Origin of the sequence: Paraburkholderia sp. MM5384-R2, assembly GCF_014201025.1 — a bacterium.
Classification (GTDB): Bacteria; Pseudomonadota; Gammaproteobacteria; order Burkholderiales; family Burkholderiaceae; genus Paraburkholderia; species Paraburkholderia tuberum.
The window spans coordinates 39,328-64,387 of sequence record NZ_JACHDI010000035.1 but is presented as its reverse complement, the minus strand read 5'-3'; the positions used below and the strand labels follow the sequence as shown (position 1 = coordinate 64,387).

The window sequence follows — 25,060 nt, the reverse complement described above, 5'->3', positions numbered from 1 at the left end:
CTCCTGACCTCAACTTCCCGAACCGCCCGGTGCGGACCCGCATGCCGGGTGGTGTGGCAGGGGCGTAGCCTCTTGGCTACCCCCTATGCCGATTGCATATGGTTCAAGCGCGGGACGTGCTTCGTTCAGTCATGACGATGCGCGTTCGCGCCGTGGACATGTCCGCCATGTTCTCAGTCGTCGCCGTGCCCGTGATGATGATGGCCGCGATCATCATCATGATCGTGATCGTGATCGTGATCGTCGAACTCCCACGCCGGGAACGGATCAGGGAACTGCTGCCAGGCTTGCGGCCCGAGCGCGTATTCGTCGTCGGTGAGCAAACAGGCGTCGAACTTCGCGCGCCAGATGGCGGGGTCGATATCCACGCCGATCAGCACGAACTCCTGACGACGATCGCCGATGCTGGTATCGTCCGGCGCGCCGTACCAGTCGGCGGCGATTTCGGCGGCCAGCTCGTCGTCACCTGCCGGCCATTCGCTGCGATCCTGCGCGGCCCACCACATGCCCGCCGGACCGTGCCGGCAAGCGCCACCGGCCTGCGATAGCGAACCGCCGATATCGTTGCGCGTCGCGAGCCAGAAGAATCCCTTGCTACGCAGTACGCCCTTCCACTCCCGATGCAGCAGCTCCCACAGCCGCTGCGGATGAAACGGCCGGCGTGCGCGATAGACGAAATGGCCGACGCCGTATTCGTCGGCTTCGCTGCGATGCATGTGGCCGTGTTCACCGCCGTGCTCGTGCTCGAGTGCCGCGAGCCAGCCCGGCGCATTCGACGCTTCGTCGAAATCGAAGCGTCCGGTGTTCACGATCTGGTCGAGCGGCACGTCGGCGAAGCGGCTCACGAGCTGCACCGCGCGCGGGTTCAGGCGTGCGAGGATGCGCTGCAAACGCGCGAGCTCGTCGGCGCTGACGAGATCGATCTTGTTCACGACGAGCACGTCACAAAACTCGATCTGCTCGATCAGCAATTCGACGATCGTACGGTCGTCGTCTTCGTCGACCGTGATGCCGCGTTCGGCGAGCGCATCGGCCGACGCGTAATCGCGCAGGAAGTTGAACGCATCGACGATCGTGACCATCGTATCGAGCCGCGCGACGTCGCCGAGCGACGCGCCTTCGTGGCCCTCGAATGTAATGGTTTCGGCACTCGACATCGGCTCGGCGATGCCGCTCGATTCGATCACGAGCGCGTCGAAGCGATTTTCGCCGGCGAGGCGACGGATTTCGTTTTGCAGCTCGTCGCGCAGCGTGCAGCAGATACAGCCGTTCCTGAGTTCAACGACCTGCTCGTCGACGCTCGACAGATCGGCCGCCTGGCGCACGAGCGTCGGGTCGATATTGACCGCGGCGAGATCGTCGACGATCGCGGCGACGCGCAAACCGGCGCGATTCGCGAGGATGTGATTCAGGAGCGTGGTCTTGCCGGCGCCCAGAAAACCGGAGAGCACGGTGATGGGCAATAGCGGCTGGTTCATCGCGGTACGGAATACGGGAGGATTGAAAGGCGTGCCGGGGGCGGGGCCAAATGGTCGGCGTCGCTGCGACGGCGCGACAGCAGCATGAAGCCGCATTGTGCATTAAAACGGGCGCGGCCTGCGCGAGCGACAGCGCTGGGGAAGCCTACCGCGCGGGCATCAACTTCCAGCTGCGCAGAATCGCGGCGATCTGTTGCGAGTATTTGTCCCGCAACGCCGGCGTCTCAGAGTGGTATGCTCCGACCGCCTGCCAGGTATTGCCGTACTTGTTCATCTGGCGGCGCAGATGCCACGCCGCGATATAAACGTTCTTGCACGGCTCCATCAGCGTGCCCTGCGAGATCCCGTACTGGGCGAGCACCGGCAGATGCACCGAATTGATCTGCATCACACCGTAGTCGGTCGAGCCGTTCGCGTTCTTGTGCTGCGCATCCGGACGGTTGTGCGACTCCTGCCACGCGATAGCCCGTAAAATCAATGGGTTGACCTTCTGATACTTCGCCGCTTCGTCGAAGCAGTCGGCGCGCGCGGAGCCGGCTGCGACGAGCAGCGCGAGCGTGGCGGCGACGGTGACGAGCGAACTTTTCATCGGTCAACAGGACTGGATAAACCCGAGGTAAGAATCGGTAAGGCAGTTTGCCGGCCGCATTTCGGCCGCAACGGCAAGCTGGCCGGGCATTTGTCGAGCATCGGGGAAAACCCGCGTCAGCAAACACATAGCAGTGAGTCGAACGGCTCGTATCATACCGGCAGTCCGACCTTCGTCAAGTTGGCTAACCGACATAAGACCGTACAAAGCCGGGTAATGGCGTCTGTGTACGGTGCCGATCAGCTTTCAATTTAACAACAACCCTGCGATCCCTAAGGATTCGCATGAGGCCTCTTGTTTTGTTTCAAATCCGACATGAAAAGCTGTTACTGTTCGTTTTTTTCGGACGTCGGGACGCTGGAGCTCGAAGCGAAACTCGCTTTTGGGGCCGGCTCACAGACCGACCGGGCGGTAGCTTGCTGCCAGGTCCGCATCGCATGACCGTCGGTGGCAGAGGCTGCCGGCATCGATATCACATTCCATGAGAAGAAATTGTATGGCTTTGCGTCGCGTGGCAACGGCGCTGCTGGTGGCTGGACTGATCACCGCGCAGACAGCACAGGCAGAGGTGACACTCAACTTCGTCAACGCCGACATCGACCAGGTCGCCAAGGCGATCGGCGCGGCGACCGGCAAGACGATCATCGTCGATCCGCGGGTGAAGGGGCAACTGAACCTCGTGTCCGAAAACGCGGTACCCGAGGATCAGGCGCTCAAAACCCTGCAGTCCGCGCTGCGCATGCAGGGCTTCGCGCTCGTGCAGGATCACGGCGTGCTGAAAGTGGTGCCCGAGGCCGATGCCAAACTGCAAGGCGTGCCGACCTACGTCGGCAACGCGCCGACGGCGCGCGGCGACCAGGTCATCACGCAGGTCTTCACGCTGAGGAACGAATCGGCCAACAACCTGCTGCCGGTACTGCGTCCGCTGATTTCGCCGAACAACACCGTCGCGGCCTACCCCGCCAACAATACGATCGTCGTCACCGACTACGCCGACAACGTGCGGCGCATCGCGCAGATCATCGCGGGCATCGATAACGCGGCAGGCCAGTCGGTGGCGGTCGTGCCGCTGAAGAATGCGAATGCGATCGACATCGCGCAGCAGATGAACAAGATGCTCGATCCGGGCTCGATAGGCAGTACGGACGCGACGCTGAAGGTGTCGATCGCGTCGGATCCGCGCACCAACTCGCTACTGATGCGCGCGTCGAATACGGCACGTCTCGCGGCGGCAAAGGAGCTCGCGAAACAGCTCGACGTACCGACCACGATGCCGGGCAACATTCACGTCGTGCCGCTGCGCAACGCGGACGCGACGAAGCTCGCGCGCACGCTGCGCAACATGCTCGGCAAGGGCGGCGGCGAAGGCTCGTCGGGCGGCTCGAACGAGGCGAACTCGTTCAACCAGAACAGCAGTGGTGGCGGCGGCGGCGGTCTGTCGAACGCCAGCAATTCGACTGGCACGTCGGGCACACCACCGTTGCCGTCAGGCGGACTCGGCGGCAGCTCGATGAACTCGCCGATGGGCGGCGGCGCCTCGGGCTCGAATAGTAATAATGGCGGCTTTCTCGGCGGAGACAAGGAGAAGAGCGAAGACCAGGGCGGCGGCATGATCACGGCCGATCCCGCAACCAACTCGCTGATCATCACGGCGCCCGAAGCGACGTACCGCAACTTGCGCGCGGTGATCGACCAGCTCGATGCGCGTCGCGCGCAGGTGTATATCGAGGCGCTGATCGTCGAGCTGAACTCGAATACGAGCGGCAACCTCGGCATTCAGTGGCAGGTCGCGAACGGTAACCTGTTTGCCGGTACCAACCTGGCGACTGGCTCGGGCAACAGCATCATCAACCTGACGGCGGCCGCGGCCGCTGCCGGCTCGACCGGCGGTCTCGCGACCGCACTGGGTTCGGGCGCCCTGCAACAGGGCCTGAACGTCGGCTGGATCCACAACATTTTCGGCGTACAGGGTCTCGGCGCGCTGCTGCAGGCGCTGTCGCAGACCGCCGACGCGAACGTGCTGTCCACGCCGAACCTGATCACGCTCGACAACGAAGAAGCGAAGATTATCGTCGGTACCAACGTGCCGATCCAGACCGGTTCGTACTCGAACCTGACGAGCGGCACGACGAGCGCGGCGTTCAACACGTTCGACCGTGTCGACGTCGGTCTGACGCTGCACGTGAAGCCGCAGATTACCGACGGCGGCATCCTGAAGCTGCAGCTCTATACGGAAGATTCGGCGATCGTGAACGGTACGAACAACGCGGCGACGAACCCGGCGGGCCCGGAATTCACGAAGCGTTCGATCCAGTCGACCGTGCTGTGCGATAACGGCGAGATCATCGTGCTCGGCGGCCTGATGCAGGACAACTACCAGGTCAGCAACAGCAAGGTGCCGCTGCTCGGCGACATTCCGTGGCTGGGCCAGCTGTTTCGCTCCGAGCAGAAGACGCGCAACAAGACTAACCTGATGGTATTCCTGCGCCCGGTCATTCTGGCCGATCACGACACCACCCAGGCCGTCACGGCGAACCGCTACGACTACATCCAGGGCGTGCAGGGTGCGTACCGTTCGGACAACAACATCATGAAGGATCGCGACGATCCGGTCGTGCCGCCGATGCCGCTCGGCCCGAGCCAGGGCGGTGTGCCGGCGCTGAACCTGTTCGATCTGAACCAGATGCGCCGCCAGCAGATGATGCCGCAGCAGGCACCGCAACAGGTGCCTCAACAGGTACCGCCGCAGGCCGTGCCGCAAGCCAACGCGCAGCCCACCACGCAACCCGTGCCGCAAACGATGCCGCAAACCGTGCCGCAACCGGCGGGCGTCGATCCGGCCAGCGGAGTGGTGCCGAGTACGGTATCGCCGGGAGCGCGTCCGTGACGCAGACGCCCGCGCAAACCGCGCCATCGCAAGTTCTGTTGAACGGCGACGCCGCCGCCGGCGAGCGCGCGGCGCCCTCGCCGCTTGCCGCCCGGCTCGTGCCGTACGGTTTCGCGCGCAGCGGCCAGATCCTGGTCGCGCATCAGTATGCGGATAGCCTCGAAGTCTGGATCAGCGAGCGCACGAGCGAAGCCGCGCTTGCCGAAATCGCGCGCAACTACGGCACGGTATCGGTCGTGCGCGTGCCCGCCGACGATCTCGCGCAGGCGATCAACCAGGCCTATGCGCGCCAGGACGGCAGCGCCGCGCAGGTGGTCGGTGAAGTGGAAGGCGAAGTCGATCTGTCGCGTCTGATGCAGGACATTCCCGAGGTCGAGGATCTGCTCGAATCGGAAGACGACGCGCCGATCATCCGCATGATCAACGCGCTGCTCACGCAAGCGGCGCGCGAACAGGCATCGGATATTCATATCGAGCCGTTCGAGAATGCCTCCGTGGTGCGCTTTCGCGTCGACGGCACGCTGCGCGACGTGGTGCGGCCGAAAAAAGCGCTGCACGGCGCGCTGATCTCGCGGATCAAGATCATGGCGCAGCTCGACATCGCGGAGAAACGTCTGCCGCAGGACGGCCGCATTACGCTGCGCGTCGGCGGTCGTCCGGTCGACGTGCGCGTATCGACGCTGCCCACCGGCCACGGCGAGCGCGCGGTGCTGCGGCTGCTCGAAAAAGACGCGGCGCGACTGAATCTCGAAGCGCTGGGCATGGCATCCGACACGCTCGGCAAGTTCGACAAGCTGATCGGCAAGCCGCACGGCATCGTGCTCGTGACGGGCCCGACCGGCTCCGGCAAGACCACGACGCTGTATGCGTCGATGTCGCGACTGGAGACGGCGACCACCAACATCATGACGGTGGAAGACCCGATCGAATACGACCTGTCCGGCATCGGCCAGACCCAGGTCAACGAGCGGATCGGCATGAGCTTCGCGCGCGCGTTGCGCTCGATTCTGCGTCAGGATCCGGACATCATCATGATCGGTGAAATCCGCGACCTCGAAACCGCGCAGATCGCGGTGCAGGCGTCGCTGACCGGCCACCTGGTGCTCGCGACGCTGCACACGAACGACGCGGCATCCGCGGTCACGCGTCTGACCGACATGGGCGTCGAGCCGTATCTGCTCGCCTCGTCGCTGCTCGGCGTGCTCGCGCAGCGGCTCGTGCGGCGGCTGTGCCCGGTGTGCCGCGAAGAGCGCACGGAAGAGGACGGCAGCAAGCGCTGGCATCCGGTCGGCTGCGAGCGTTGTGGCCAATCCGGTTACGCGGGACGGCGCGGCGTCTACGAGCTGCTGATGATCGATGAGACGATCCGTGCGCTGATCCACCGCAACGCGGCGGACGCCGAAATTCTCGAAGCGGGCCGCGCGCACGGCATGCGCACGCTGCGCGAGGATTCGGAGCGCTGGCTCGCATCGGGACTGACGTCGCTCGAAGAAGTGATTCGCGTGACGGGCGGAGCATAAGCGCATGCCGGCATTCCGTTTCGAAGCGATCGACGCGGCGGGCAAGGCACAAAAAGGCGTGCTCGACGCCGACAGTGCGCGCGGCGCGCGCACCAACCTGCGCTCGCAGGGACTCACTCCGCTCGTCGTCGAACCGGCGGCGTCGCGCACCCGCGGCGAGCGCAATCAGCGGCTCGCGCTCGGGCGTCGTCTGTCGCAGCGCGAGCAGGCCATTCTGACGCGGCAGCTCGCGAGTCTGCTGATCGCGGGTCTGCCGCTCGACGAAGCGCTCGCGGTCCTCACCGAGCAGTCGGAGCGCGACTACATCCGCGAGCTGATGGCGGCGATTCGCGCCGAAGTGCTCGGCGGTCATTCGCTCGCGAATGCGCTGCAGCAGCATCCGAAGGACTTCCCCGAGATCTACCGGGCGCTCGTCGCGGCCGGCGAACACACGGGCAAGCTCGGCCTGGTGCTGTCGCGGCTCGCCGACTACATCGAGCAGCGCAATGCACTGAAGCAGAAGATCGTGCTGGCGTTCACGTATCCGACGATCGTCACGATCATCGCGTTCGGCATCGTCACGTTCCTGCTCAGCTATGTGGTGCCGCAGGTCGTCAACGTGTTCGCGAGCACCAAGCAGCAACTGCCGTTTCTGACGATCGTGATGATGGCGCTGTCCGGCTTCGTGCGGCACTGGTGGTGGGCGATGCTGATCGGCGCGATCGTGGTCGTCTATCTGGTGCGCGCGACCCTCAGGCAACCGGGCCCACGGCTCGCCTTCGACCGCTGGGTGCTGACCGCGCCGCTGATCGGCAAGCTCGTGCGCGGCTATAACACGGTCCGCTTCGCCAGCACGCTCGGCATTCTGACCGCGGCGGGCGTGCCGATTCTGCGCGCGCTGCAAGCCGCGGCCGAAACGCTCAGCAACAATGCGATGCGCGAGAACATCGACGACGCGATCGTGCGAGTGCGCGAAGGTACGTCGCTGTCGCGCGCGCTCGGCAACACGAAGACGTTTCCGCCGGTGCTCGTGCATCTGATCCGCTCGGGCGAAGCGACCGGCGACGTGACGACGATGCTCGATCGCGCGGCCGATGGCGAAGCGCGCGAGCTGGAGCGTCGCACGATGTTCCTGACGAGCCTGCTGGAGCCGCTGCTGATCCTGGCGATGGGGGGCGTGGTGCTGGTGATCGTGCTCGCGGTGATGCTGCCGATCATCGAACTGAACAACCTCGTGCAGTAGTAGTCGTCGTAGCGCGAGGAAGGAAGAGAAAGGATTGGCGCGGCATGCGGTATCAGCCGCGCAACCGCTTCGGCTTTCAGCGCACGTAAATGGTGGGACCGCTGGAGTAGGCGGGGAGGAAGATTTCCGAGTGGGCGCCATTGCGGTCGATGATGATCGAGCGGGCGCGGACTTCGGAGAGCCTGGTGCCTTGCATCAGCGTGCTGCCGAGCGACACCGCGCGCGGCGGCTCGCCACCGACGCTGACGATCGCCGCGGCGCCTTCGCTCAACGCGAGGATGCCGAAAAGATGGATGTCCTGATTGACGTTGCGCGTGAGCTGTCCGCCGAACAGCGTCGCGGCCTGATCGGTCGAGACCTGAGCATGCACTGCCGCAGCCCGCAACGGTGCGCCGGACATCGTGATGAGCGTGATGACCCAGTAGGTCAGCGTCGCGCAGAAAGCGGCGAACAGCGCGAGCGACAGGAGGCGGATTTGGATGGCGTTCATGCGCACATTGTACGGACTATTGTGAAAATTGCGGTGGGTTGAAACCCTTCAACTGCATGACATTAAAATGACGGCCCGGCGTGTTCAATCTGATAAGCCGGGCCGAAAATTTCACCTGAAAAGAGGTAGCAACCTATGCAACTGTCGACCATTCGCCGCGCTGACAACGCGGGTTCGCGCGGCCGTCGTCAACGCGGTTTCACGCTGATCGAAATCATGGTCGTGATCGCCATTCTCGGCATTCTCGCCGCGCTGATCGTGCCGAAGATCATGAGCCGTCCGGACGAAGCGCGGCGCGTTGCCGCGAAGCAGGACATCGGCACCGTGATGCAGGCGTTGAAGCTCTATCGCCTCGACAACGGCCGCTATCCGACCCAGGAGCAAGGCCTGCACGCACTGATCGAAAAGCCGTCCACCGACCCGGTGCCGAGCAACTGGAAGGAAGGCGGCTATCTCGAGCGTCTGCCGAACGATCCGTGGGGCAATGCGTACCAGTACCTGAATCCGGGCGTGCACGGCGAGATCGATGTGTTCAGCTACGGCGCCGATGGCAAACCGGGCGGCGAAGGCAACGACTCCGACGTCGGGTCCTGGCAATGAACAGGCTGAACCTGGCATCCCGGCAGACTCGATGATGTTCATGCACGCGCCCTCCTTGCCACCGGTTCGGCCGCTTGTTTCGCCAGGCGCCCTGCCCGCCACGGCGTTATGTTCGCGGCGCGTGCAAGCGCGCGTGCTTCACCGATGCATTGCTGTATGAATTTCCGTTGATCGTCGATGGCCGGCACTATGCGCACGTCCGCTTGCAAGTCCCGTATGGACACTCCGTGTACGGCTTCGCGGCCGCGCTCCCGCCTGCGCCGCCGCCGCGCGGCAGGTTTCACGCTGCTCGAAATGATGGTCGTGCTCGTGATCGCGGGCCTGCTCGTGTCGCTGACCGCGGTCACGATGACCCGCAATCCGCGCACCGATCTGAACGAGGAAGCGCAGCGTCTCGCGCTGCTGTTCGAATCGGCTGGCGATGAAGCGCAGGTGCGCGCACGGCCGATCGCGTGGCAGCCGTTCGAGGGCGGCTTCCGTTTCGATCAGCGCACCCAGGACGGCTGGCGTCCGCTGCGCGACGATCTGCTCGGACCGCGTCAGTGGGAAGGCGGCGTGACCAGTGTCGCGATCAGTTACCCGGGCTCGGATTCGCACGCCGATCGCATCGTGTTCGGTACCGAGGCAATCGACGTGCCGGTGCAGGTCACGCTGTTTTCGGCGGCCGGCCAGGCGACGATCGTCGGCACCGGCAATGGCCGCTACGAGGTGCGCTGAGATGCGGATGCTTCGCTATGGCAGGTCGGTCCGTGCCCCTTCCCTCTTTACGGTGCGCGATGTCGGGTGCCGCGAGGAGCGTGGCTTCACGATGATCGAGGTGCTGGTCGCGCTCGCCATCATCGCGGTCGCGCTTGCCGCGTCGCTGCGCGCGGTCGGCAGTCTCGCGAGCGGCGAAGCCGAGCTGCACCGGCGTCTGCTCGCCGGCTGGAGCGCGGACAACGCGCTCGCGGACCTTCATCTGAAGCATGCATGGCCCAACATCGGCTCAACGAGCTTCGATTGCTCGCAAGGCAATCTGCAACTGCGCTGTACCGAGCATGTGACGGCGACGCCGAATCCGGTGTTTCGCCGTGTCGAAGTGATGGTGACGATGCCTGGGCAGTCCGGCAATCTCGCGCAGATGGTCACGGTGGTCGCGAATGAAAACAACCGCTCGCTGTGAGCGCCGCCGCCGTTATGGCGCGCGCGGCTTCACGCTGATCGAACTGCTGGTCGCGATCGCGATCCTCGCGGTGATCGCCGTGCTGTCATGGCGCGGGCTCGATCAGATCATCCGCGGCCGCACGACGATCACGAACGCGATGGAAGACGAACGCGTGTTCGCGCAGCTGTTCGACCAGATGCGCATCGACGCACGCCAGGCCGCCAGCGACGACGAATCAGGCCAGGCCGCGGTCTCGGTGTCCGGCAACGCGCTGCAGATCGTGCGGCACATGGTGCTGCCGGCCACCGCGCCGCGTCTGCAGGTGGTGCGCTATCAGATCTCGAACGGCCGCGTGGTGCGCTACGCGTCGCCGCCGCTCGGCAACGTCGGCGAATTGAGGCGCGCGTTGCACGGCAGCGACGAAGGCTGGAGCGCGGTGCCGCTGATGGGTGGCGTCGGCTCGATCTCGGCGCGCATGTACGTGCCGAAGCTCGGCTGGACCATACGGATGAACGACGTACAGACCGCGATGACCGAGGCCGTCAACAACCTGAAGGTGCCGCAGCTCGGCAACGCGCCGATGCCACGCTCGGTGACGGGGCTCGAGGTCAGCATCGGCGCAACATCGCTCGCGCGGCCGGTCACGCGCGTTTTTCTGGTCGGAGAATGACATGACGTTCTCCTCGTCGTCGTCGAAAAAGCCGGCATCCGGTTCGCGCGTGGCCGGCGCGCGCGAGCGCGGTGTGGCCATCATCAGCGCGCTGCTCGTCGTCGCGCTGTCGGCGATCCTCGTGTCCGGCATGTTGTGGCGCCAGCAGGTGCAAATCCGGCGCATCGAGAATCAGCGGCTGTTGTCGCAGGCGCAATGGGTCGCGCGCGGCGCGCTCGACTGGACCCGGCTGATTCTGCGCTCCGAAGGCGATACGTCGGCTGGCATCACGTATCTGGGCGGCGTGTGGGGCGTGCCGATCGCGAAAACCCGGCTGTCGGATTTTCTCGGCCAGATTGGCGAGGTACGCGCTGAGCAAGGCGCGGCCACCTACCTGTCGGGCTCGATCGAGGACGCGCAGTCCCGATTCAATCTGCGCAATCTGGTCGCAAGTCCGGCGCCCGGCGTGACGCAAACCAGCGCCGAGCAGATGGCCGCGTATCAGCGCCTGCTGGTGTCGCTCGGCCTGAGCGGGCAGCTCGCCAAAGCGACCGCGCTGCACGTGCGCGCGGGGCTGTCGCAATCGGCGACGCGCTTTCAGACCGGTACGTCGATCGGCAGCACGCCGCAGGTGGGTGGCGGCGGCGGTATGGCGGGCGGCAACTTCACGAACCAGCCCGGCATCGAGGACGGCGAGGACAACGCGGCGGTCGCGCCGCTGCTGATGACGAGCGTCGATTCGCTGCTCGACATTCCGGGCTACACGCCGGAGATCGTCGCGAAGCTGCGGCCGTTCGTCACAGTGCTGCCTACGACCACCGCGATCAACATGAACACCGCGTCGGCCGAAGTGATCGCGGCGGTGGTGCCGGGCATGACCGTGTCGCAGGCGCAAGCACTCGTCGCGCGGCGCCAGAGCGTGTTTTTCCGCAACGCCGGCGACGTGCAGCTCGCGCTGACCGCAGCCGGCGTGCAATCGGTGTCGATCGATCCGAATCAGTTCGACGTCAATTCGAGCTACTTTTTAGTCCACGGCAGTGTGCAGCACGAGCGCGCCGAAGTGGATCGCACGACGCTCGTCTATCGCGATCCGCTAACTCACACCACGCGTATCGTGCGGGTACAAGACCAACTGTGAACAACGCAATCCATAGAGAGAGTGGCCTTTGAGCACGCTGATCGTCCTATTGCCGCCGCGTGATCCGGCGGTGCCCTCGCAGGAATGGCAACTGCCCGAGCTGCCGTTCGTGCTGCTCGACAAGACGGGGCGCACGCAGCGCGCCGGCCGCTCGGCGCTCGCGCTGCTGCCGCGCGCCGGCACGACGGTGCTGATGCTCGCCGCGCGCGACCTGCTGCTGATGCCCGCGGCGCTGCCGCCGCTGCGTGGCCCGAAGCTGCGCCAGGCGCTGCCCAATATCGTCGAGGATCAACTGATCCAGGACGCGCAGACCTGCCATATCGCGGTCGATCCGCAGGCGCTTGGTGAAGGTCGGCACCTGCTCGCGATCATTGATCGCGGCTGGTTCCGTTTCATCTGTGAGGCGTTCACGGCGGCCGGTCATCGCAGTCTGCGCGCGGTGCCGGTCACGCGTTGCCTGCCGCTGGCGCCGGTGACCGAAGTTGCCGCGAACGTCGATGAAACAGCCGAAGTGCGCGAGCCGGCGATCGCCGGCGCGGCGAGCGTCGCGACGTCGCTACCGGGCATCGCGCCGGTGGTCGCGCCCGAAGCGCCGTCCATCGTGCCGATGGTGGCCGCGGTGCTCGGTGCGGTCGTGCAGACCGCACCCGCGCTGCTCGTCGAAGGCGCGCTCGACAGCGGCGTGCCGCGCGTCGAACTGGCGATTGCACGCGGTGTCCAGGGCGAGGGTTTCGCGGCGCCGGCCGATGCGGTGAACGCGACGCTGTCCGCGCTAGCGGGTGCGGCGCCGGTGTCGCTGTACATGCTGACCGAGGTGCCCGGCAACGAGCCGAACCAATCCACGACGAGTCCCGCGCGGCTCGCCTCGCATATTCACGGCGCGAGTCCGCTGCCGTTCGAGCAGCTCGCGCGACGCGCGCTCGAATGCCGCTTCGACCTGTGCCAGTTCGAATTCGCGTCGCAGCCGTGGCGCCTCGATCGCGCGACGCTGCGGCGTCTGCGTCTGCCGATCGTGCTCGCGCTCGCCGCGCTCGTCGTCGCGATCATCGGCGCGAACGTGCAGTGGCTGATGCTTGCGCGTCAGCGTGACGCGATCAACACGCAGATGACGGAGCTGCTGCTCAATACGTTCCCGAAGACGACCGTCGTACTCGACGCGCCCGATCAGATGGCGCGTCAGGTGCAACAGCTGCGCGTGGCGGCGGGCGAGCTGTCGCCGGAGGATTTCCTGTCGCTCGCCGACGGCCTCGCGCGCTCGCTGTCGCCGCTGCCGGTCAACGGCATTGCCGCGCTCGACTATCACGAGCACCGCCTCGACGTGACCTTCAAACCCGCGGTCAAGGTCGACCCCGACTTCGCCAAGCGCCTTGCGCGCAACGGCCTTACCGGCGCGATCGACAGCAGTACCGGCAAGTGGACCATCAGGAACGGACAATGAAAGCTGAACTCGCTCAAACATGGGCTGGCTTCTGGGACCAGCGCACCGATCGTGAAAAGGCGCTGCTGACGTGGGGCGGCGCCGCGCTCGCCGTGGCGATTGCGTGGTCGGTGCTGTGGGCGCCCGCGCAGGAAGGCCGCGCGCACCTGCGTGAATCGCTGCCCAGCCTGCAGCGGCAGCTTGCGCAAATGACCGCGCAGTCGAACGAGGCGCGCTCGCTGTCGGCGGCCGCGCAAGGTGTCGCGCCGACCGGCGCGGCGCTGAAGGACGCGCTTTCCGCATCGCTCGGCGAACATGGCCTCGCCGCGACGCAGGTGCAGTTCGTCGGCAACGCGGTGCAGGTGCAAATGAAAAACGTGGCGTTTCCGGCCTGGACCGTGTGGGTCGATGACGTGCGCAAGCAGTTCAAGGTGCAGGTCTCCGAGGCGCACATCAGCGCGTTGAAAGACGACGGCCAGGTCGATCTGACGGTCGCGCTGCAACCGTCGACCGCGAAATAACAACGCGCCGCTCGCTACAGGATCTCGCATGAATTACTGGATGTGGCGCCTGCGTGCGGCGCTGCCGTGGCTGGTGGTCGCCGTTTTGTCGGTGGCGGCCGTGACGCTCGCGTTACTGCCGGCCACCTGGATTACGCCGCAGTTCGCGCGGCAAACGCACGGGCACGTCAATCTCGTCGACGCCGAGGGCTCGCTGTGGCACGGCTCGGCGACCCTGATGCTGGCCGCCGGCGCCGATATGAGCGCGGCGACGCTGCTGCCTGGTCGGATCGAATGGCGCACGGCGTTCTGGCCGCTTTTCACCGGACGCGTGCGCATGGTCATGCGCCATAGCGAGGCGATGCCCGACCCGGTCACGGTCGAAGCGACGCCGCGCGGCGCAACCGTCACGCCGGGCGTGCTCGCGGTGCCGGCGTCGCTGCTCGCGGGGCTTGGCGCGCCATTCAACACGCTCGATCTGCAGGGCAACGTGCAGCTGTCGTGGTCCGAGTGGCGCAGTTTCAACGGCGAAGCGTTCGGCCAGCTGACGATGATGCTCGACGACGTCAGCTCCCGGGTGTCGCTCGTGAAGCCGCTCGGGTCGTACCGGGTCAGGTTTCAGGCGCAGGGCACGTCGTCGGCGCTCGATCTGAGCACGATCAAAGGTCCGTTGACGCTGACCGGCAGCGGCACGGTGTCGGCCGCATCGACGTCGTTTCATGGCACGGCGAGCGCCGCGCCGGAACAGCACGATAACCTCGCCGGCCTGCTGAATCTGCTTGGCCGGCCTAGCGGGCCGGATACGGTGGCGCTGACGTTCGTGCGCTGAGTTGGGGCTGACGTGCGCTGATGTGTGCCGAGGCGCGTGTTTCGCGCGCGTGGCGCGATGAAAAAACAGGCATGGCCGCGAGTTGCGACCATGCCTCTTCTGTTTTGTGGCGTTGCTGCGCGGCGAGCGCAGCGCACATTATTTGCTCTGCACCCGCGCTTGCGGCGCGTCTGTGCCCGACGCGGTGCTCTGTGCGATGGACGGCGCGCCGACTGACGTGGCCGCAGCACTCGGCGCCGATGCCGGCAGCGGTGCGGGCGCCGCGACATCGCCGGTCTCGCGATTCATCTGCGACGCGTCCCAGCCGCCGCCGAGCGCCTTCACGAGCCCCACCGACGACACCATCCGCTGCCCGGCGATATTCTCGAGCTTCTGTTCGGCCGTGAAAGCCGTGGTCTGCGCGGTCAGCACATTGACGAAGCCGACCGTACCCGCCTTGTACTCGTTCGTCACGATGGCGAGCGCCTGGCGCGCCGAGTTGACCGCCTGCCGCTGCACCACGATTTCCTGTTCGAGGATGCGCAGCGCCGCGAGGTTGTCCTCGACGTCCTGGAACGCGGCGAGCACCGTCTGCCTATAGGTCGCGACATCCGCGTCATAGGTGGCACGCGCGGCCTCGGTTTGCGCTTTGCGCAGGCCGGCGTCGAAGATCGTCCCGGCCAGTTGCGGGCCGAGCGTCCAGAAGCGCGACGGCAACGTCAACAATTGCGAGAACACCGAGTTCTCGAAGCCGCCGGTCGCCGACAGCGTCAGCGACGGGAAGAAGGCGGCGATCGCCACGCCGATCTGCTCGTTCGCCGCCGCGGCCTTGCGTTCCGCCGATGCGATATCCGGCCTGCGTTCGAGCAGCGCGGAGGGCATCTGCGCAGGGACGGCGGGCGGTGTCGCGGTGAGCGGCATCGGCGGCAGGGAGAACATCGACGCGGGCACGCCGACCAGCACCGCGATCGCGTGCTCGTCCTGCGCGCGCTGGATGCCGTTGTCGATCGCGGCGGCCTGCGCCGATTGCAGCTGCGTTTGCGCCTGGATCACGTCCGAGCGCGCGGCGACGCCGGCCGCGTACTGATTCTGCGTGAGTTGCAGCGAGCGCTGATAGGCGATCACGGTGTCGTCGAGCAGCTTCTGCGTGGAGTCGAGCGCGCGCAGCAGGAAGTAGGTCTGCGCGAGCGTGGCCTGGGCGGACAGGCGCGCGTTCGCGAGGTCGGCGGCCGCGCCCTGCTGGCCGGCTTTCTGCGCGTTGACCGAGCGCGTGACCGAGCCCCACAGGTCGGGCTCCCAGCTCGCCGTCATCTGCACGTTGAAGCTGTTGGTGATGCCCTCGCGACTGGTCGCCGTAGTCGCATTGCCACTGGTTTGCGTGCCGTTGCCCGAGCGCGTCGCGCCCGCCGACGCACCGATCGTCGGGAAGTACGCTGCCCGCGCTTCGCCGACGAGCGCGCGCGCCTGCCGGTAGCTCGCGGCGAATTGCGCGATGGTCTGGTTCGCGGTGTTGAGCTTGGCTTCGAGTTCGTTGAGTTTCGGGTCTTCGTAGATCGCCCACCAGTCGCCGCGGTCGTGTTGATCGGCGGGTTCGGCGACTTTCCAGCCGGGCGCGGCTTCCTTGAACGACGCGGGGATCTCGGTGGCCGGCCGCTGATAGTTCGGACCGACCGCGCAGGCGGCCAGAAGCGTCGCGCAGGCCGCGCTCACGGCAAGGGACAGGACGCGCGGCGCAAGCGCCCGCGACATTCGATCAGACTGCATGCAATGAATTCCTTCTGGACGCCGCAATGCGGCCGGGAATGGCGCCACCGGCCGGGCGAGATCGTGGTCTGCCGGAATGTTAGCGTATGAGCCCGCGCGAGCGCGGGAAACTGAAAGCCGAAAGGTTAATGCGAGGCGGTGCGCAGGTGTGTTACTTGCGGTGACGCGCTGGTTACGCGTTGTTACCGGCGGCGCGAGGGGCTGCGGGTCCGCGGTGGTTCAGATGGCTAGACGAAGCGAAACTGTGTGCCGAAAAGCGCGCTGCGAATCGGTGCACCTTCAGAGCCGCGATTCCGTGGATTGGGTCTGCTGGCGTTGACGCTGACACGCGAGCTTGCCAGCGGAGGCCCGGCACGACGCACCGCCAGGCGCGAGGCAAACGTTACCGCTGTTGGCCGTCGCGGGGACGACGTTTCCCGCCTTTATCACGAAGCTTTCCTTCGGCAGCGCGATCTCGCTGGATTCCGCGCCCACAACGCTGCCTTTCCTCGCCCGCTTCGTCCCCCTTCGATGCTCGGCCCACGCGAGCAACGCGACACCCACCGACCCACCCGGCAGCACGAACAGTCCCGCAAACAGCGCGAGCTTCCACCAGCGGTGCCGGCCCTGGAAGGTATGGAGTGCGGAATCGGTCAGTGAGCGGCTGAGGCCGCCAAGCGTGTTTTTGAGGTACAGCATCGGGGAAATCCTTTGGCGCGCGTCGCGAGGCGGGCGGCGTGCGGTCGATCGGTCAGAACATGGTCTCGAATGGCGCAGGGTGCGCGAAACTCATTGCTTGTCATAATATTGACTATGCAATCAAATTTCAAGATACTGTGCGGCGCAATTGATTCGACTGTTGTATTTCGGTTGGCCTCGTTGCGCACCGCAAAATGCGATTTGACTTGTCTGCTTAGGCAGCTAAACTTCGTGTTGCTTGGATGTTGCGGATACCCCATGACTGATGGCCCCTACAAAGCGGACGAGGTCGAGCTCACGAGCAGTCTCGGCTACTACCTGACGAAAGCGCGCAACGTGCTGGTCGAGCGCACGGACCGTGCGGTCAAGCCGCTCGGGCTTACCGCGCAGCAGATCGGCGTGATTCTGATGCTGTCGTCGCGGCGCGCGAGCACGCCATTCGAGCTGTCGCGCGCGATGTCGTACGACAGCGGCTCGATGACGCGTCTGCTCGACCGGCTGGAAAAGAAGGGCTTCGTCGTGCGCACCCGCAGCAGCGACGACCGACGCATGGTGAAACTTGAGCTGACGCAGCAGGGCCACGAGGCCGCGCGCCAGTTGCCGAACCTCGGCGCAACTGTGCTGAACGACCAGTTGCGCGGCTTTACCGCCGAGGAGCACGCGACGCTGATTCACCTGCTCGCCCGTTTCATCGCAAACGGTCCCGAGGGAGACGCCGGCGTGGGTTGCGGACCGGCGCCACCGCCGGACGAGCCGCCGGGATGAGCCGAAGCATGCGTCAAACAACGGTCGTCGTCGGATGGCGGCGGCGCGTCATCACGAAGTACTAGCAGGACAATCGCGAGGCGCTTTTCCAAGGCGTCATTGTCATCAGATATCTGTCTGGGCAGAGGGTGATGTGGCATGCAAGCATCGTATCTGGAACACCCGATAAGGCTGCCGCGACAAGCTTTCGCCGCCTGAGGAGCACAAACCTATGGATGCCACGGCTTCCAACGCCACGCTGCCCGCAGCAGAACTGGCCCCGCTCCAGGGCGGCACGCTCGCGCTGCTGACCGTCGGCCTTGCGCTCGGCACCTTCATGGAGGTGCTCGACACCTCGATCGCGAACGTCGCGGTGCCGACCATTTCCGGCAGCCTCGGCGTCGCCGCAAGCCAGGGCACCTGGGTGATCTCGTCGTACTCGGTCGCCTCGGCGATCGCCGTGCCGCTGACCGGCTGGCTCGCGCGACGCGTCGGCGAGGTACGACTTTTCACGCTGTCCGTGCTGCTGTTCACGATCGCGTCGGCGGCCTGCGGTTTCGCGCACAACTTCGAATCGCTGATCGCATTCCGGCTCGTGCAAGGGCTCGTGTCCGGGCCGATGGTGCCGCTGTCGCAGACGATCCTGATGCGCTCCTACCCGCCCGCCAAACGTGGACTCGCGCTCGGCTTATGGGCGATGACCGTGATCTGCGCGCCGATCTTCGGCCCGGTGATGGGCGGCTACATCACCGATAACTTCACGTGGCCGTGGATCTTCTACATCAACGTGCCGATCGGCCTGTTCTCGGCGTTCTGTGCGTATCTGCTGCTGCGTGGCCGCGAGACGCAGACGACGCGCCAGCGCATCGACGCGGTGGGCCTCGTGCTGCTCGTGACCGGCGTGTCGTGTCTGCAGATGATGCTCGACCTCGGCAAGGACCGCGACTGGTTCAACTCGGCGTTCATCGTGGCGCTCGCCGTGATCGCGCTCGTGTCGATCGCGTTCCTGCTCGTGTGGGAGTTGACCGAGAAGGAGCCGATCGTCGACCTGTCGCTGTTCAAGGATCGCAACTTCGCGCTCGGCGTCGTGATCGTCTCGTTCGGCTTCATGGCGTTCTTCGGCTCGGTGGTGATCTTCCCGCTATGGCTGCAAACGGTGATGGGCTATACGGCCGGCCTCGCGGGTCTCGCCACGGCACCGGTCGGCTTGCTCGCGCTGTTTCTGTCGCCGATGATCGGCAAGAACATGCATCGGCTCAATCTGCGCATGGTCGCGAGCTTCGCGTTCATCGTGTTCGCGATCGTATCGTTCTGGAACTCGACGTTCACGCTCGACGTGCCGTTCGGCCAGGTGATCCTGCCGCGGCTCGTGCAGGGGATCGGCGTCGCCTGCTTCTTCGTGCCGATGACGACGATCACGCTGTCGAGCGTGTCCGACGAGCGTCTTGCAAGCGCGTCGGGTCTGTCGAACTTTTTCCGCACGTTGTCGGGCGCGATCGGCACCGCGATCAGCACGACGTTCTGGGAAAACGACACGATCTATCACCACGCGATGCTTGCAGATACGGTCAACACGTATTCGGCGAACACCAACGCCTATACGAATGCGCTGGCGGGCGTCGGGCTCTCCGGCGACAGCCTGACCGCGCAGCTGAACCAGGTGGTGACGAGTCAGGCGTACATGATGGCCACCAACGACTTCTTCCGCATCTCGGGCGCGGCGTTTATCGTGCTGGCGGTGCTCGTGTGGATCACGAAGCCGCGCAAAGGCACCGGGCCGTCATTAGGACACTGAAGCAAACGCGCCGCAGCGGCGAACGCATCGCCGCTGCGGCCACCGTTCGATCTATTGCGACATCGCCTCGCCATTCGGCAGCCTGGTCGTGTTACGGGGCGTCGTCTCCGGATGCGTCGCATCGGGCGCGTTCTGCGATGGCGTCGCGCTGGCGGCTGTGCCCGTGGTGTCTCTCACATACTGCTTGAAATCCGCACCGGCTTCCCACGGATTCGGCTTGCAGCCGAGCGAGCTGTCGCAATGCGCCGAAAAGCCGATCGTGGTGGTGCCATCGGGACCTGCGGCGCGCGTGATCTGAAACGCGAGCGCGCGCTTGCCGCCGTCCGGGCCGGCGGTCTGGATCAGCGAGTCGTTAGCGGTCTCGATCTTGTACTTCGAATGGCTCGCGACCCACGTTTGCGCCCGTTGCCACCAGAGGTCGCATTCGGCCTTGTTCGAACACGTCAACGGCCTGGTCGCGATCTGCATGACATCGGGATCGACCTGACCCTGGGTCGAGCATGCCGTCGTCGCCAAGAGACACAGCGCGGCCAACAGAGCTTTGTTCTTCACGTCGATACCTCCCCTGTGGAGCATGTCATAAGATTTTGGACTACCCCAGCGAAGCGGTGTTTCACCGAGATCAGAGAATCGCGACGTCGCGCGGAGTATTTGCCGATTCCACGGACGCCTGAAGAGCGCAATCCGTAGAGGTTACCTGCGCGTTACTCGGGGCAAAGAAAAAGCGGCCACGTGGGCCGCTCGAAGCACTTCCGGGATGCTGTGGTCGAACGCTCAGACGCTGAAGCGATTGAGCGTATAGGCCCGATACGCAGCGACGAACGCATCGAACGAACCAACCTCGTCGCGTTCGAGCTTCGCCTGTTCGTCGAGCGATCGCACCGCGAGGTCGGCAAACGCCTTGGACTGCGCGGCATCGAGCGGACGCGCACGGAAGTACGCGGCGTGCGCTTCGCTTTGCGCGAGGCCGAACGCGAGGAAGCTTTGCTGCTGGTCGCGCATCGTTTGCAGCACGCGCGCCGATGGCGTCAGCGACACGTCCGCGAGCTTCGCGCGTTGCGCGGCGACCGCGCGCGCGTGTTCGTCGCCGCCCTTCAGGCTGTCGAGCACGGCCGCCGCGGCGTCGATTTTCACGAGCAGTTCGTCGGCCCAGTCGATCATCGCGACCGGCTTGCCGTCGCGAACCAGTTCGAGGCCTGGCTTGCGGCCTTCCATCGTCACGCGGCCGAAGTTCTGGTTCGCTTCGGTGTACGCGGGCGGAGGCAGGGGCACGCTGTCGTCGAGCGCGCACACGAGCAGGTACGCGTCGAGAAAGCGCGACGTTTCGAGCGAAATGCCGGCCGGCTCGAACGGATCGATGTCCATGCAACGCACTTCGACGTATTGCACGCCGCGCGCGGCGAGCGCATGCAACGGCCGCTCACCCGGATACGTGACGCGCTTCGGACGAATCGTCGAATAGAACTCGTTTTCGATCTGCAGCACGTTGGTGTTGATCTGCACCCACTCGCCGTCGCGTTGCGTGCCGATCTGCTCGTAGGCGGGATACGGCTGGCTCACGGCTTTCGCGAGCGCGTCGAGATAGCCGGGCAGCGTGTCGTAGTCAACGTGCAGCGCGGCTTGCGCGGCCGTGTTCGAATAGCCGAGGTCGCTCATGCGCAGGCTGGTCGCGTACGGGCGGTACAGCGTGTCGGCGTCGAACGTGTCGAGCGTGTGTTTGCGATCGCGGAGAAAGCGCCGATCGAGCGCCGGCGACGCGCCGAACAGATACATCAGCAGCCAGTTCGTGCGGCGGAAATTGCGGATCAGCGCGAGGTAGCGGTCGGACTGGAAGTCGACGGCGTTCGCGGTGGATTGCTGATCGGCGTGCAGCAGGCGCCACACGTCTTCGCTCAGCGAATAGTTGTAGTGGATGCCCGCGATGCACTGCATCGTGCGGCCATAGCGCAGCGCGAGGCCGACGCGGTACACGTACTTCAGCTTGCCGATGTTCGACGTGCCGTAGTGCGCGATCGGAATGCCATCGTCGGTGGCGGGCAACAGTCCCGGCATCGAGTTGTTCCACAGGATCTCGTCGCCGAGCTCCGCGTAGACGAAACGATGCAGCACGTCGAGTTGCGCGAGGGTTTCGGCGGCGTCCTGCTCAGCCGGCGTGATCAGCTCGAGCAGCGCCTCGGAGTAGTCGGTCGTCAGCGACGGGTGCGTGAGCGCCGAGCCGAGCCCGCGCGGATGCGGCGTCATCGCGAGCTGGCCGTTGCGCGTCACGCGCAGGCTTTCCCTTTCGATGCCGCGCAGGCCGCGTATCAGCACATCGCGCTGCGGGCTCGAGTCGAGCACGGACAGGCGGTGCGAAAGCGCGTCGGTCGTGCAGGAAGGTGTGGTGTTTGGCATTGATGCAAGTCGGGCGTTGCCGGTCGCCGTGTATCGCCAGACGATTCACAGACGGTATAGCGGCTGACAACGTTCGGCGGAATTTTCGTAGCGGGCACTTTAACATCTCGCCAGAACCGCTGCTTGCGGCCGCCTCGGCGGAGTTTCAGCGGGCACGTCGAGGTCGCGCTGAACTACGCCATCGGCATCGGCACGTCGCGACGACGCTCAGCTCATCCCCCGCGAGCAGCGCCCGCCCGATCCGCCACCTCGTTCCACAGATGCATCGCGGCATACGCGCGATACGGCCGCCACGCGTCGGTGCGGCTGCGCTGCTGCGCGGGCCGTACGAGCGAAGGATCGCGCGCACAGATCGATTGCATCAGCACGAGATCCGCCTCGGGCCATGCATCGGGATCGCGCCATGCACGCATCGCGACGTATTCGACGGTCCATGGGCCGATGCCCGCGAGCGCGAGCAATGCGGCGCGCAGGCTCGCGGCGTCGACGGTGTCGCTGCTGTCGAGCGGCACGTCGCCGCTCGCGACCGCACGCGCCAAGCCCTGCAACGCGGCGACGCGTTTGCCCGGCATGCCGATCTGCGCGAGATCGACTTCGGCGAGCGCGGCCGGCGTCGGAAAACGCCACGCGGTGTTTTCGTGCGGATGCCCGTCGATGCGTTCGCCTGCTCGCTGCACGAGCCGTCCGATGATGGTCGTCGCGGCCTTCACGCTGACCTGCTGACCGACGATCGCGCGCACCACCAGTTCGAAGCCGGACCACGCGCCCGGCACGCGCAGGCCGGGCACCGTGGCGACGAGCGGCGCGAGCCACGGGTCCGCCGCGAGTCCGGCGGCGATCTTCTTTGGATCGGCGCACAGGTCGAACATTCTTGCGATTGGCGCGGCCAGTTCATCGGCGTGGCGGCTCGCCGGCCCTTCGATGCTCGCGACGATGCAGCGCTTGCGCGGATGCAGCCGCACGCTGAGTGTGCCGCCGTCGCCGTTCCAGTCGATCGCGCGACGATACGCGCCGTCCTCGACGGCTTCGACGCCAGGCGTCGCGCGGCCGCTGAAAAAGCGCAGCAGCCGCGGCCAGTCGAACGGTGCCTTGAACGGCAATTCGAGAGTTGCAACCTCGTTCAGCGTGCTCAAGCGGCGTGATCCAGTTGGGAGTTGTGGGAGTCGGCATCTGTGCGGCTTGCGTCGCGGCGGGGCGCGTCGCTGGCTGAAACGCCGCCTGCGTGCTGCGCCTCATTGTCGAGCAACGCGGCCTTGCGTGGCAGCCCCCAGCGATAGCCGGCGAGCGCCCCGCCCTTCTGCACGACGCGATGGCAAGGAATCGCGAGCGCGACCGGGTTGGTCGCGCATGCGCTCGCGACGGCGCGCACCGCCCGCGGCGAGCCGACCGCCTCGGCGATCTGCGAATAGCTGCGTGTCTCGCCGTACGGGATTCGCCGCAGCGCATCCCACACGCGCTGCTTGAATGCGGTCGACGCGATATCGAGCGGCAACTCGAAGTCCTGGCGCGTGCCGCGCAGATACGCGTCGATCTGCGCGATGAACGGCGCGAGCCGGCCGGCGTCTTCGCGCAGCTCGGCATTCGCGAACTCGCCGCGCAATTCGTCGATCAGCAGCGCGGCGTCGTCGCCGAAACCGATCTTGCAGATGCCCTTGTCGGTCGCGGCGACCAGCACGAAGCCGAGCGAGGTCGGCGCGCTCGCATAGCGCACCGTCAGGCCCGCGCCCTTGCGGCGATACGCGGACGGCGCCATGCCGAGCTCGGCCGGCGCGCTGTCGTACATTCGCGACGGCGAGCCGAAACCGGCGTCGAGCGTCGCGCGCGTGACGTCGGCGCCGCCCTGCAGCGCATCGCGCAACGCGGCGCCGCGCTGCGCGGCCTGGTATTGACGCGGCGAGACGCCGACCACGCGCTTGAACAGGCGCTGCAAATGGAACGGGCTCACGTGCACGGCATCGCTCAGTTGCGCGAGCGTGAGGCGCTGCTGCGGATCGGCGTCGAGCGCGGCGCACGCCCTGGCGACGATGTCGAGCTCGCGCGGCAGACCACCGGGCTGGCAGCGCTTGCAATCGCGAAAGCCCGCGGCGCGCGCGGCGGCGGCATCGGTGAAGAAAGCAACGTTTTCGCGGCGCGGCTGGCGCGACGCGCACGACGGCCGACAGAACACGCCGGTCGTCCTGACCGCGTAGAAGAATGCGCCGTCGGCATCGCGGTCGCGGTGGGTGACGGCGTCCCAGCGTTCGTCGTCGGTGCGCCACTGGGTGGTGTCGACGTCGGCGGCGGCGCGCATGGGGGCGGAATGGCGAGTGGCGGCGTTCATGATGTCCTGGGGCCCGGATGGGCAGGCAGTGTCGATGCTCATCAATCTAGGCCCGAACGCTACACAGTACGCGCCGGATCTTGCTCTGTCATTCGGACGCGCTTGTCCGTACCCGTAGTGGGGTCAAACCGGCAAATCACAATCCGAAGCGCCTTGGAATGCCCTGCGGCCGGACGTTTTGCCTCAAAGTGCGGCAATTTCGCACGATATCGGGTTTTCCCTTAAAAAGTTATTGCGTCGCACCAAGCCGATGTGTATATTAGTACCTGTCTCCTCCATGTCTCCTCCTGATATGGATTCAGCCCGCTCCACTTGAGCGGGCTTTTTTTTGCCTGCGTTTTCTGTCCGCCCCTGGTCCGCATTTGGTCCGGTTCGCCCACGACTTCCCGCCGATCCACCCCGCCCTTTCCTTTCTCCTACACTTCCTAATCGGTTCTCCGAACTAGCGAAAGGGCGTTCGACATGAAAATCCACATTCGCGAGATCGACCACGTCGTGATCCGGGCGATGCACGTCGAAACCCTCGCGCGCTTTTACTGCGACGTACTCGGTTGCAGCGTTGAAAAGGAGCAGCGCGAACTCGGCCTCACGCAACTGCGCGCGGGCCGATCGCTGATCGATCTGCTGCAGGTCGGCGCGAAGCTCGATCGCGCGGAAAACGGCGCGGCGGGCACGGGGCGCAACATGGACCACCTGTGTCTGCGCGTCGAGTCGTTCGACGCCGACGCGTTGAAGGCGCATCTGAGCGCGCATGGCGCGCGGCTCGGCGAACAGGGAGTGCGTTATGGCGCGGACGGATTCGGGCCGTCGCTGTATCTGTTCGACCCGGAGGGCAATATGGTCGAGCTGAAGGGGCCGCCGGAAGCGGCGCGGCTCACGTCGCTCTGAATGCGAGAACGAAGCGGCGCAAAAACTGGTTCAGACCT

23 protein-coding genes are annotated in these 25,060 nt (G+C 65.7%); 14 read left to right on the top strand and 9 right to left on the bottom strand.

Annotated features, from left to right (window positions below; genetic code table 11):
- Positions 1-173 precede the first annotated feature (173 nt).
- Positions 174-1,478 carry a GTP-binding protein gene (locus HDG37_RS34265; RefSeq protein ID WP_184055396.1) on the bottom strand — a complete coding sequence of 435 codons (1,305 nt, stop codon included), beginning with the start codon at positions 1,476-1,478 and terminating at the stop codon, positions 174-176.
- Between the two features lie 145 nt (positions 1,479-1,623).
- Positions 1,624-2,067, bottom strand: coding sequence for a lytic transglycosylase domain-containing protein (locus HDG37_RS34260; RefSeq protein WP_184055394.1), 444 nt, complete (start codon positions 2,065-2,067; stop codon positions 1,624-1,626).
- Between the two features lie 496 nt (positions 2,068-2,563).
- On the opposite strand from HDG37_RS34260, the gene gspD reads away from it, so the two are divergent.
- From gspD to gspF, 3 genes are read left to right on the top strand one after another with little or no spacing between them, the layout of a single operon-like run.
- Positions 2,564-4,954, top strand: coding sequence for a type II secretion system secretin GspD (gene gspD / locus HDG37_RS34255; RefSeq protein WP_184055392.1), 2,391 nt, complete (start codon positions 2,564-2,566; stop codon positions 4,952-4,954).
- Positions 4,955-4,989: 35 nt separating this feature from the next.
- A complete protein-coding gene (gspE, locus tag HDG37_RS34250) occupies positions 4,990-6,474 on the top strand; it encodes a type II secretion system ATPase GspE (RefSeq protein WP_221312242.1) in 1,485 nt (494 codons plus the stop codon).
- 4 nt (positions 6,475-6,478) lie between these two features.
- Positions 6,479-7,696, top strand: a complete 1,218-nt coding sequence (gene gspF / locus HDG37_RS34245) for a type II secretion system inner membrane protein GspF (protein ID WP_184055388.1) — start codon at positions 6,479-6,481, stop codon at positions 7,694-7,696.
- A gap of 76 nt (positions 7,697-7,772) precedes the next feature.
- Here the strand turns inward: gspF and HDG37_RS34240 are convergent, their stop codons facing one another.
- Entirely contained in the window at positions 7,773-8,186 is a 414-nt protein-coding gene (locus tag HDG37_RS34240) for a type II secretion system protein N (protein ID WP_184055386.1), read from the bottom strand.
- A gap of 135 nt (positions 8,187-8,321) precedes the next feature.
- Here HDG37_RS34240 and gspG point away from each other — a divergent pair, with 135 nt between their 5' ends.
- The 8 genes from gspG to HDG37_RS34200 all read left to right on the top strand — a co-directional run bounded on the left by gspG (position 8,322) and on the right by HDG37_RS34200 (position 14,463).
- A complete protein-coding gene (gspG, locus tag HDG37_RS34235; protein ID WP_184055384.1) occupies positions 8,322-8,786 on the top strand; it encodes a type II secretion system major pseudopilin GspG in 465 nt (154 codons plus the stop codon).
- Between the two features lie 216 nt (positions 8,787-9,002).
- Positions 9,003-9,503, top strand: a complete 501-nt coding sequence (locus HDG37_RS34230; RefSeq protein ID WP_260335206.1) for a GspH/FimT family pseudopilin — start codon at positions 9,003-9,005, stop codon at positions 9,501-9,503.
- 1 nt (position 9,504) lies between these two features.
- Positions 9,505-9,948 (top strand): type II secretion system minor pseudopilin GspI, encoded by a 444-nt coding sequence (gene gspI / locus HDG37_RS34225; protein WP_221312240.1) that lies wholly within the window; start codon positions 9,505-9,507, stop codon positions 9,946-9,948.
- Positions 9,926-10,600 carry a type II secretion system protein J gene (locus HDG37_RS34220; RefSeq protein ID WP_090802328.1) on the top strand — a complete coding sequence of 225 codons (675 nt, stop codon included), beginning with the start codon at positions 9,926-9,928 and terminating at the stop codon, positions 10,598-10,600. The genes gspI and HDG37_RS34220 overlap by 23 nt, the downstream gene beginning before the upstream one ends.
- Position 10,601: 1 nt before the next feature.
- Positions 10,602-11,717, top strand: a complete 1,116-nt coding sequence (gspK, locus tag HDG37_RS34215; RefSeq protein ID WP_184055380.1) for a type II secretion system minor pseudopilin GspK — start codon at positions 10,602-10,604, stop codon at positions 11,715-11,717.
- A 28-nt stretch (positions 11,718-11,745) separates the two neighbouring features.
- Entirely contained in the window at positions 11,746-13,155 is a 1,410-nt protein-coding gene (gspL, locus tag HDG37_RS34210) for a type II secretion system protein GspL (RefSeq protein WP_184055378.1), read from the top strand.
- Positions 13,152-13,655, top strand: a complete 504-nt coding sequence (locus HDG37_RS34205) for a type II secretion system protein M (RefSeq protein ID WP_184055376.1) — start codon at positions 13,152-13,154, stop codon at positions 13,653-13,655. Before gspL ends, HDG37_RS34205 begins: the two co-directional genes overlap by 4 nt.
- 28 nt (positions 13,656-13,683) lie before the next feature.
- The gene (locus tag HDG37_RS34200) at positions 13,684-14,463 is read left to right on the top strand and encodes a type II secretion system protein N (RefSeq protein ID WP_184055374.1); all 780 of its coding nucleotides are present in this window, start codon (positions 13,684-13,686) and stop codon (positions 14,461-14,463) included.
- A gap of 138 nt (positions 14,464-14,601) precedes the next feature.
- Here the strand turns inward: HDG37_RS34200 and HDG37_RS34195 are convergent, their stop codons facing one another.
- Both HDG37_RS34195 and HDG37_RS34190 read right to left on the bottom strand, forming a co-directional pair.
- Entirely contained in the window at positions 14,602-16,206 is a 1,605-nt protein-coding gene (locus tag HDG37_RS34195) for an efflux transporter outer membrane subunit (protein WP_184055372.1), read from the bottom strand.
- A 279-nt stretch (positions 16,207-16,485) separates the two neighbouring features.
- Positions 16,486-16,884 carry a hypothetical protein gene (locus HDG37_RS34190; protein WP_184055370.1) on the bottom strand — a complete coding sequence of 133 codons (399 nt, stop codon included), beginning with the start codon at positions 16,882-16,884 and terminating at the stop codon, positions 16,486-16,488.
- Between the two features lie 258 nt (positions 16,885-17,142).
- On the opposite strand from HDG37_RS34190, the gene HDG37_RS34185 reads away from it, so the two are divergent.
- Both HDG37_RS34185 and HDG37_RS34180 read left to right on the top strand, forming a co-directional pair.
- Positions 17,143-17,649, top strand: a complete 507-nt coding sequence (locus HDG37_RS34185; RefSeq protein ID WP_184055368.1) for a MarR family winged helix-turn-helix transcriptional regulator — start codon at positions 17,143-17,145, stop codon at positions 17,647-17,649.
- Between the two features lie 211 nt (positions 17,650-17,860).
- A complete protein-coding gene (locus HDG37_RS34180) occupies positions 17,861-19,423 on the top strand; it encodes a DHA2 family efflux MFS transporter permease subunit (RefSeq protein ID WP_184055366.1) in 1,563 nt (520 codons plus the stop codon).
- 51 nt (positions 19,424-19,474) lie between these two features.
- Here HDG37_RS34180 and HDG37_RS34175 read toward each other — a convergent pair whose 3' ends face one another.
- The 4 genes from HDG37_RS34175 to ada all read right to left on the bottom strand — a co-directional run bounded on the left by HDG37_RS34175 (position 19,475) and on the right by ada (position 24,104).
- Positions 19,475-19,975, bottom strand: coding sequence for a hypothetical protein (locus HDG37_RS34175; protein ID WP_184055364.1), 501 nt, complete (start codon positions 19,973-19,975; stop codon positions 19,475-19,477).
- A gap of 222 nt (positions 19,976-20,197) precedes the next feature.
- Positions 20,198-21,814 carry a glutamate--cysteine ligase gene (gene gshA / locus HDG37_RS34170; RefSeq protein WP_184055363.1) on the bottom strand — a complete coding sequence of 539 codons (1,617 nt, stop codon included), beginning with the start codon at positions 21,812-21,814 and terminating at the stop codon, positions 20,198-20,200.
- Between the two features lie 212 nt (positions 21,815-22,026).
- Positions 22,027-22,947, bottom strand: a complete 921-nt coding sequence (locus HDG37_RS34165; protein WP_184055361.1) for a DNA-3-methyladenine glycosylase — start codon at positions 22,945-22,947, stop codon at positions 22,027-22,029.
- Entirely contained in the window at positions 22,944-24,104 is a 1,161-nt protein-coding gene (gene ada, locus HDG37_RS34160) for a bifunctional DNA-binding transcriptional regulator/O6-methylguanine-DNA methyltransferase Ada (RefSeq protein ID WP_184055401.1), read from the bottom strand. Before ada ends, HDG37_RS34165 begins: the two co-directional genes overlap by 4 nt.
- 492 nt (positions 24,105-24,596) lie before the next feature.
- On the opposite strand from ada, the gene HDG37_RS34155 reads away from it, so the two are divergent.
- Positions 24,597-25,022 carry a VOC family protein gene (locus HDG37_RS34155; RefSeq protein ID WP_184055359.1) on the top strand — a complete coding sequence of 142 codons (426 nt, stop codon included), beginning with the start codon at positions 24,597-24,599 and terminating at the stop codon, positions 25,020-25,022.
- The last annotated feature ends 38 nt before the right edge of the window (positions 25,023-25,060 follow it).

Bases quoted from the DNA above. Each gene is read 5' to 3' on its own strand.
- HDG37_RS34265 (WP_184055396.1), bottom strand. From the start codon at position 1,478: ATGAACCAGCCGCTATTGCCCATCACCGTGCTCTCCGGTTTTCTGGGC.
- HDG37_RS34260 (WP_184055394.1), bottom strand. From the start codon at position 2,067: ATGAAAAGTTCGCTCGTCACCGTCGCCGCCACGCTCGCGCTGCTCGTC.
- gspD (WP_184055392.1), top strand. From the start codon at position 2,564: ATGGCTTTGCGTCGCGTGGCAACGGCGCTGCTGGTGGCTGGACTGATC.
- gspF (WP_184055388.1), top strand. From the start codon at position 6,479: ATGCCGGCATTCCGTTTCGAAGCGATCGACGCGGCGGGCAAGGCACAA.
- HDG37_RS34240 (WP_184055386.1), bottom strand. From the start codon at position 8,186: ATGAACGCCATCCAAATCCGCCTCCTGTCGCTCGCGCTGTTCGCCGCT.
- gspG (WP_184055384.1), top strand. From the start codon at position 8,322: ATGCAACTGTCGACCATTCGCCGCGCTGACAACGCGGGTTCGCGCGGC.
- HDG37_RS34230 (WP_260335206.1), top strand. From the start codon at position 9,003: ATGGACACTCCGTGTACGGCTTCGCGGCCGCGCTCCCGCCTGCGCCGC.
- gspI (WP_221312240.1), top strand. From the start codon at position 9,505: ATGCGGATGCTTCGCTATGGCAGGTCGGTCCGTGCCCCTTCCCTCTTT.
- HDG37_RS34220 (WP_090802328.1), top strand. From the start codon at position 9,926: ATGAAAACAACCGCTCGCTGTGAGCGCCGCCGCCGTTATGGCGCGCGC.
- gspK (WP_184055380.1), top strand. From the start codon at position 10,602: ATGACGTTCTCCTCGTCGTCGTCGAAAAAGCCGGCATCCGGTTCGCGC.
- HDG37_RS34205 (WP_184055376.1), top strand. From the start codon at position 13,152: ATGAAAGCTGAACTCGCTCAAACATGGGCTGGCTTCTGGGACCAGCGC.
- HDG37_RS34200 (WP_184055374.1), top strand. From the start codon at position 13,684: ATGAATTACTGGATGTGGCGCCTGCGTGCGGCGCTGCCGTGGCTGGTG.
- HDG37_RS34195 (WP_184055372.1), bottom strand. From the start codon at position 16,206: ATGCAGTCTGATCGAATGTCGCGGGCGCTTGCGCCGCGCGTCCTGTCC.
- HDG37_RS34190 (WP_184055370.1), bottom strand. From the start codon at position 16,884: ATGCTGTACCTCAAAAACACGCTTGGCGGCCTCAGCCGCTCACTGACC.
- HDG37_RS34185 (WP_184055368.1), top strand. From the start codon at position 17,143: ATGACTGATGGCCCCTACAAAGCGGACGAGGTCGAGCTCACGAGCAGT.
- HDG37_RS34180 (WP_184055366.1), top strand. From the start codon at position 17,861: ATGGATGCCACGGCTTCCAACGCCACGCTGCCCGCAGCAGAACTGGCC.
- gshA (WP_184055363.1), bottom strand. From the start codon at position 21,814: ATGCCAAACACCACACCTTCCTGCACGACCGACGCGCTTTCGCACCGC.
- ada (WP_184055401.1), bottom strand. From the start codon at position 24,104: ATGCGCGCCGCCGCCGACGTCGACACCACCCAGTGGCGCACCGACGAC.
- HDG37_RS34155 (WP_184055359.1), top strand. From the start codon at position 24,597: ATGAAAATCCACATTCGCGAGATCGACCACGTCGTGATCCGGGCGATG.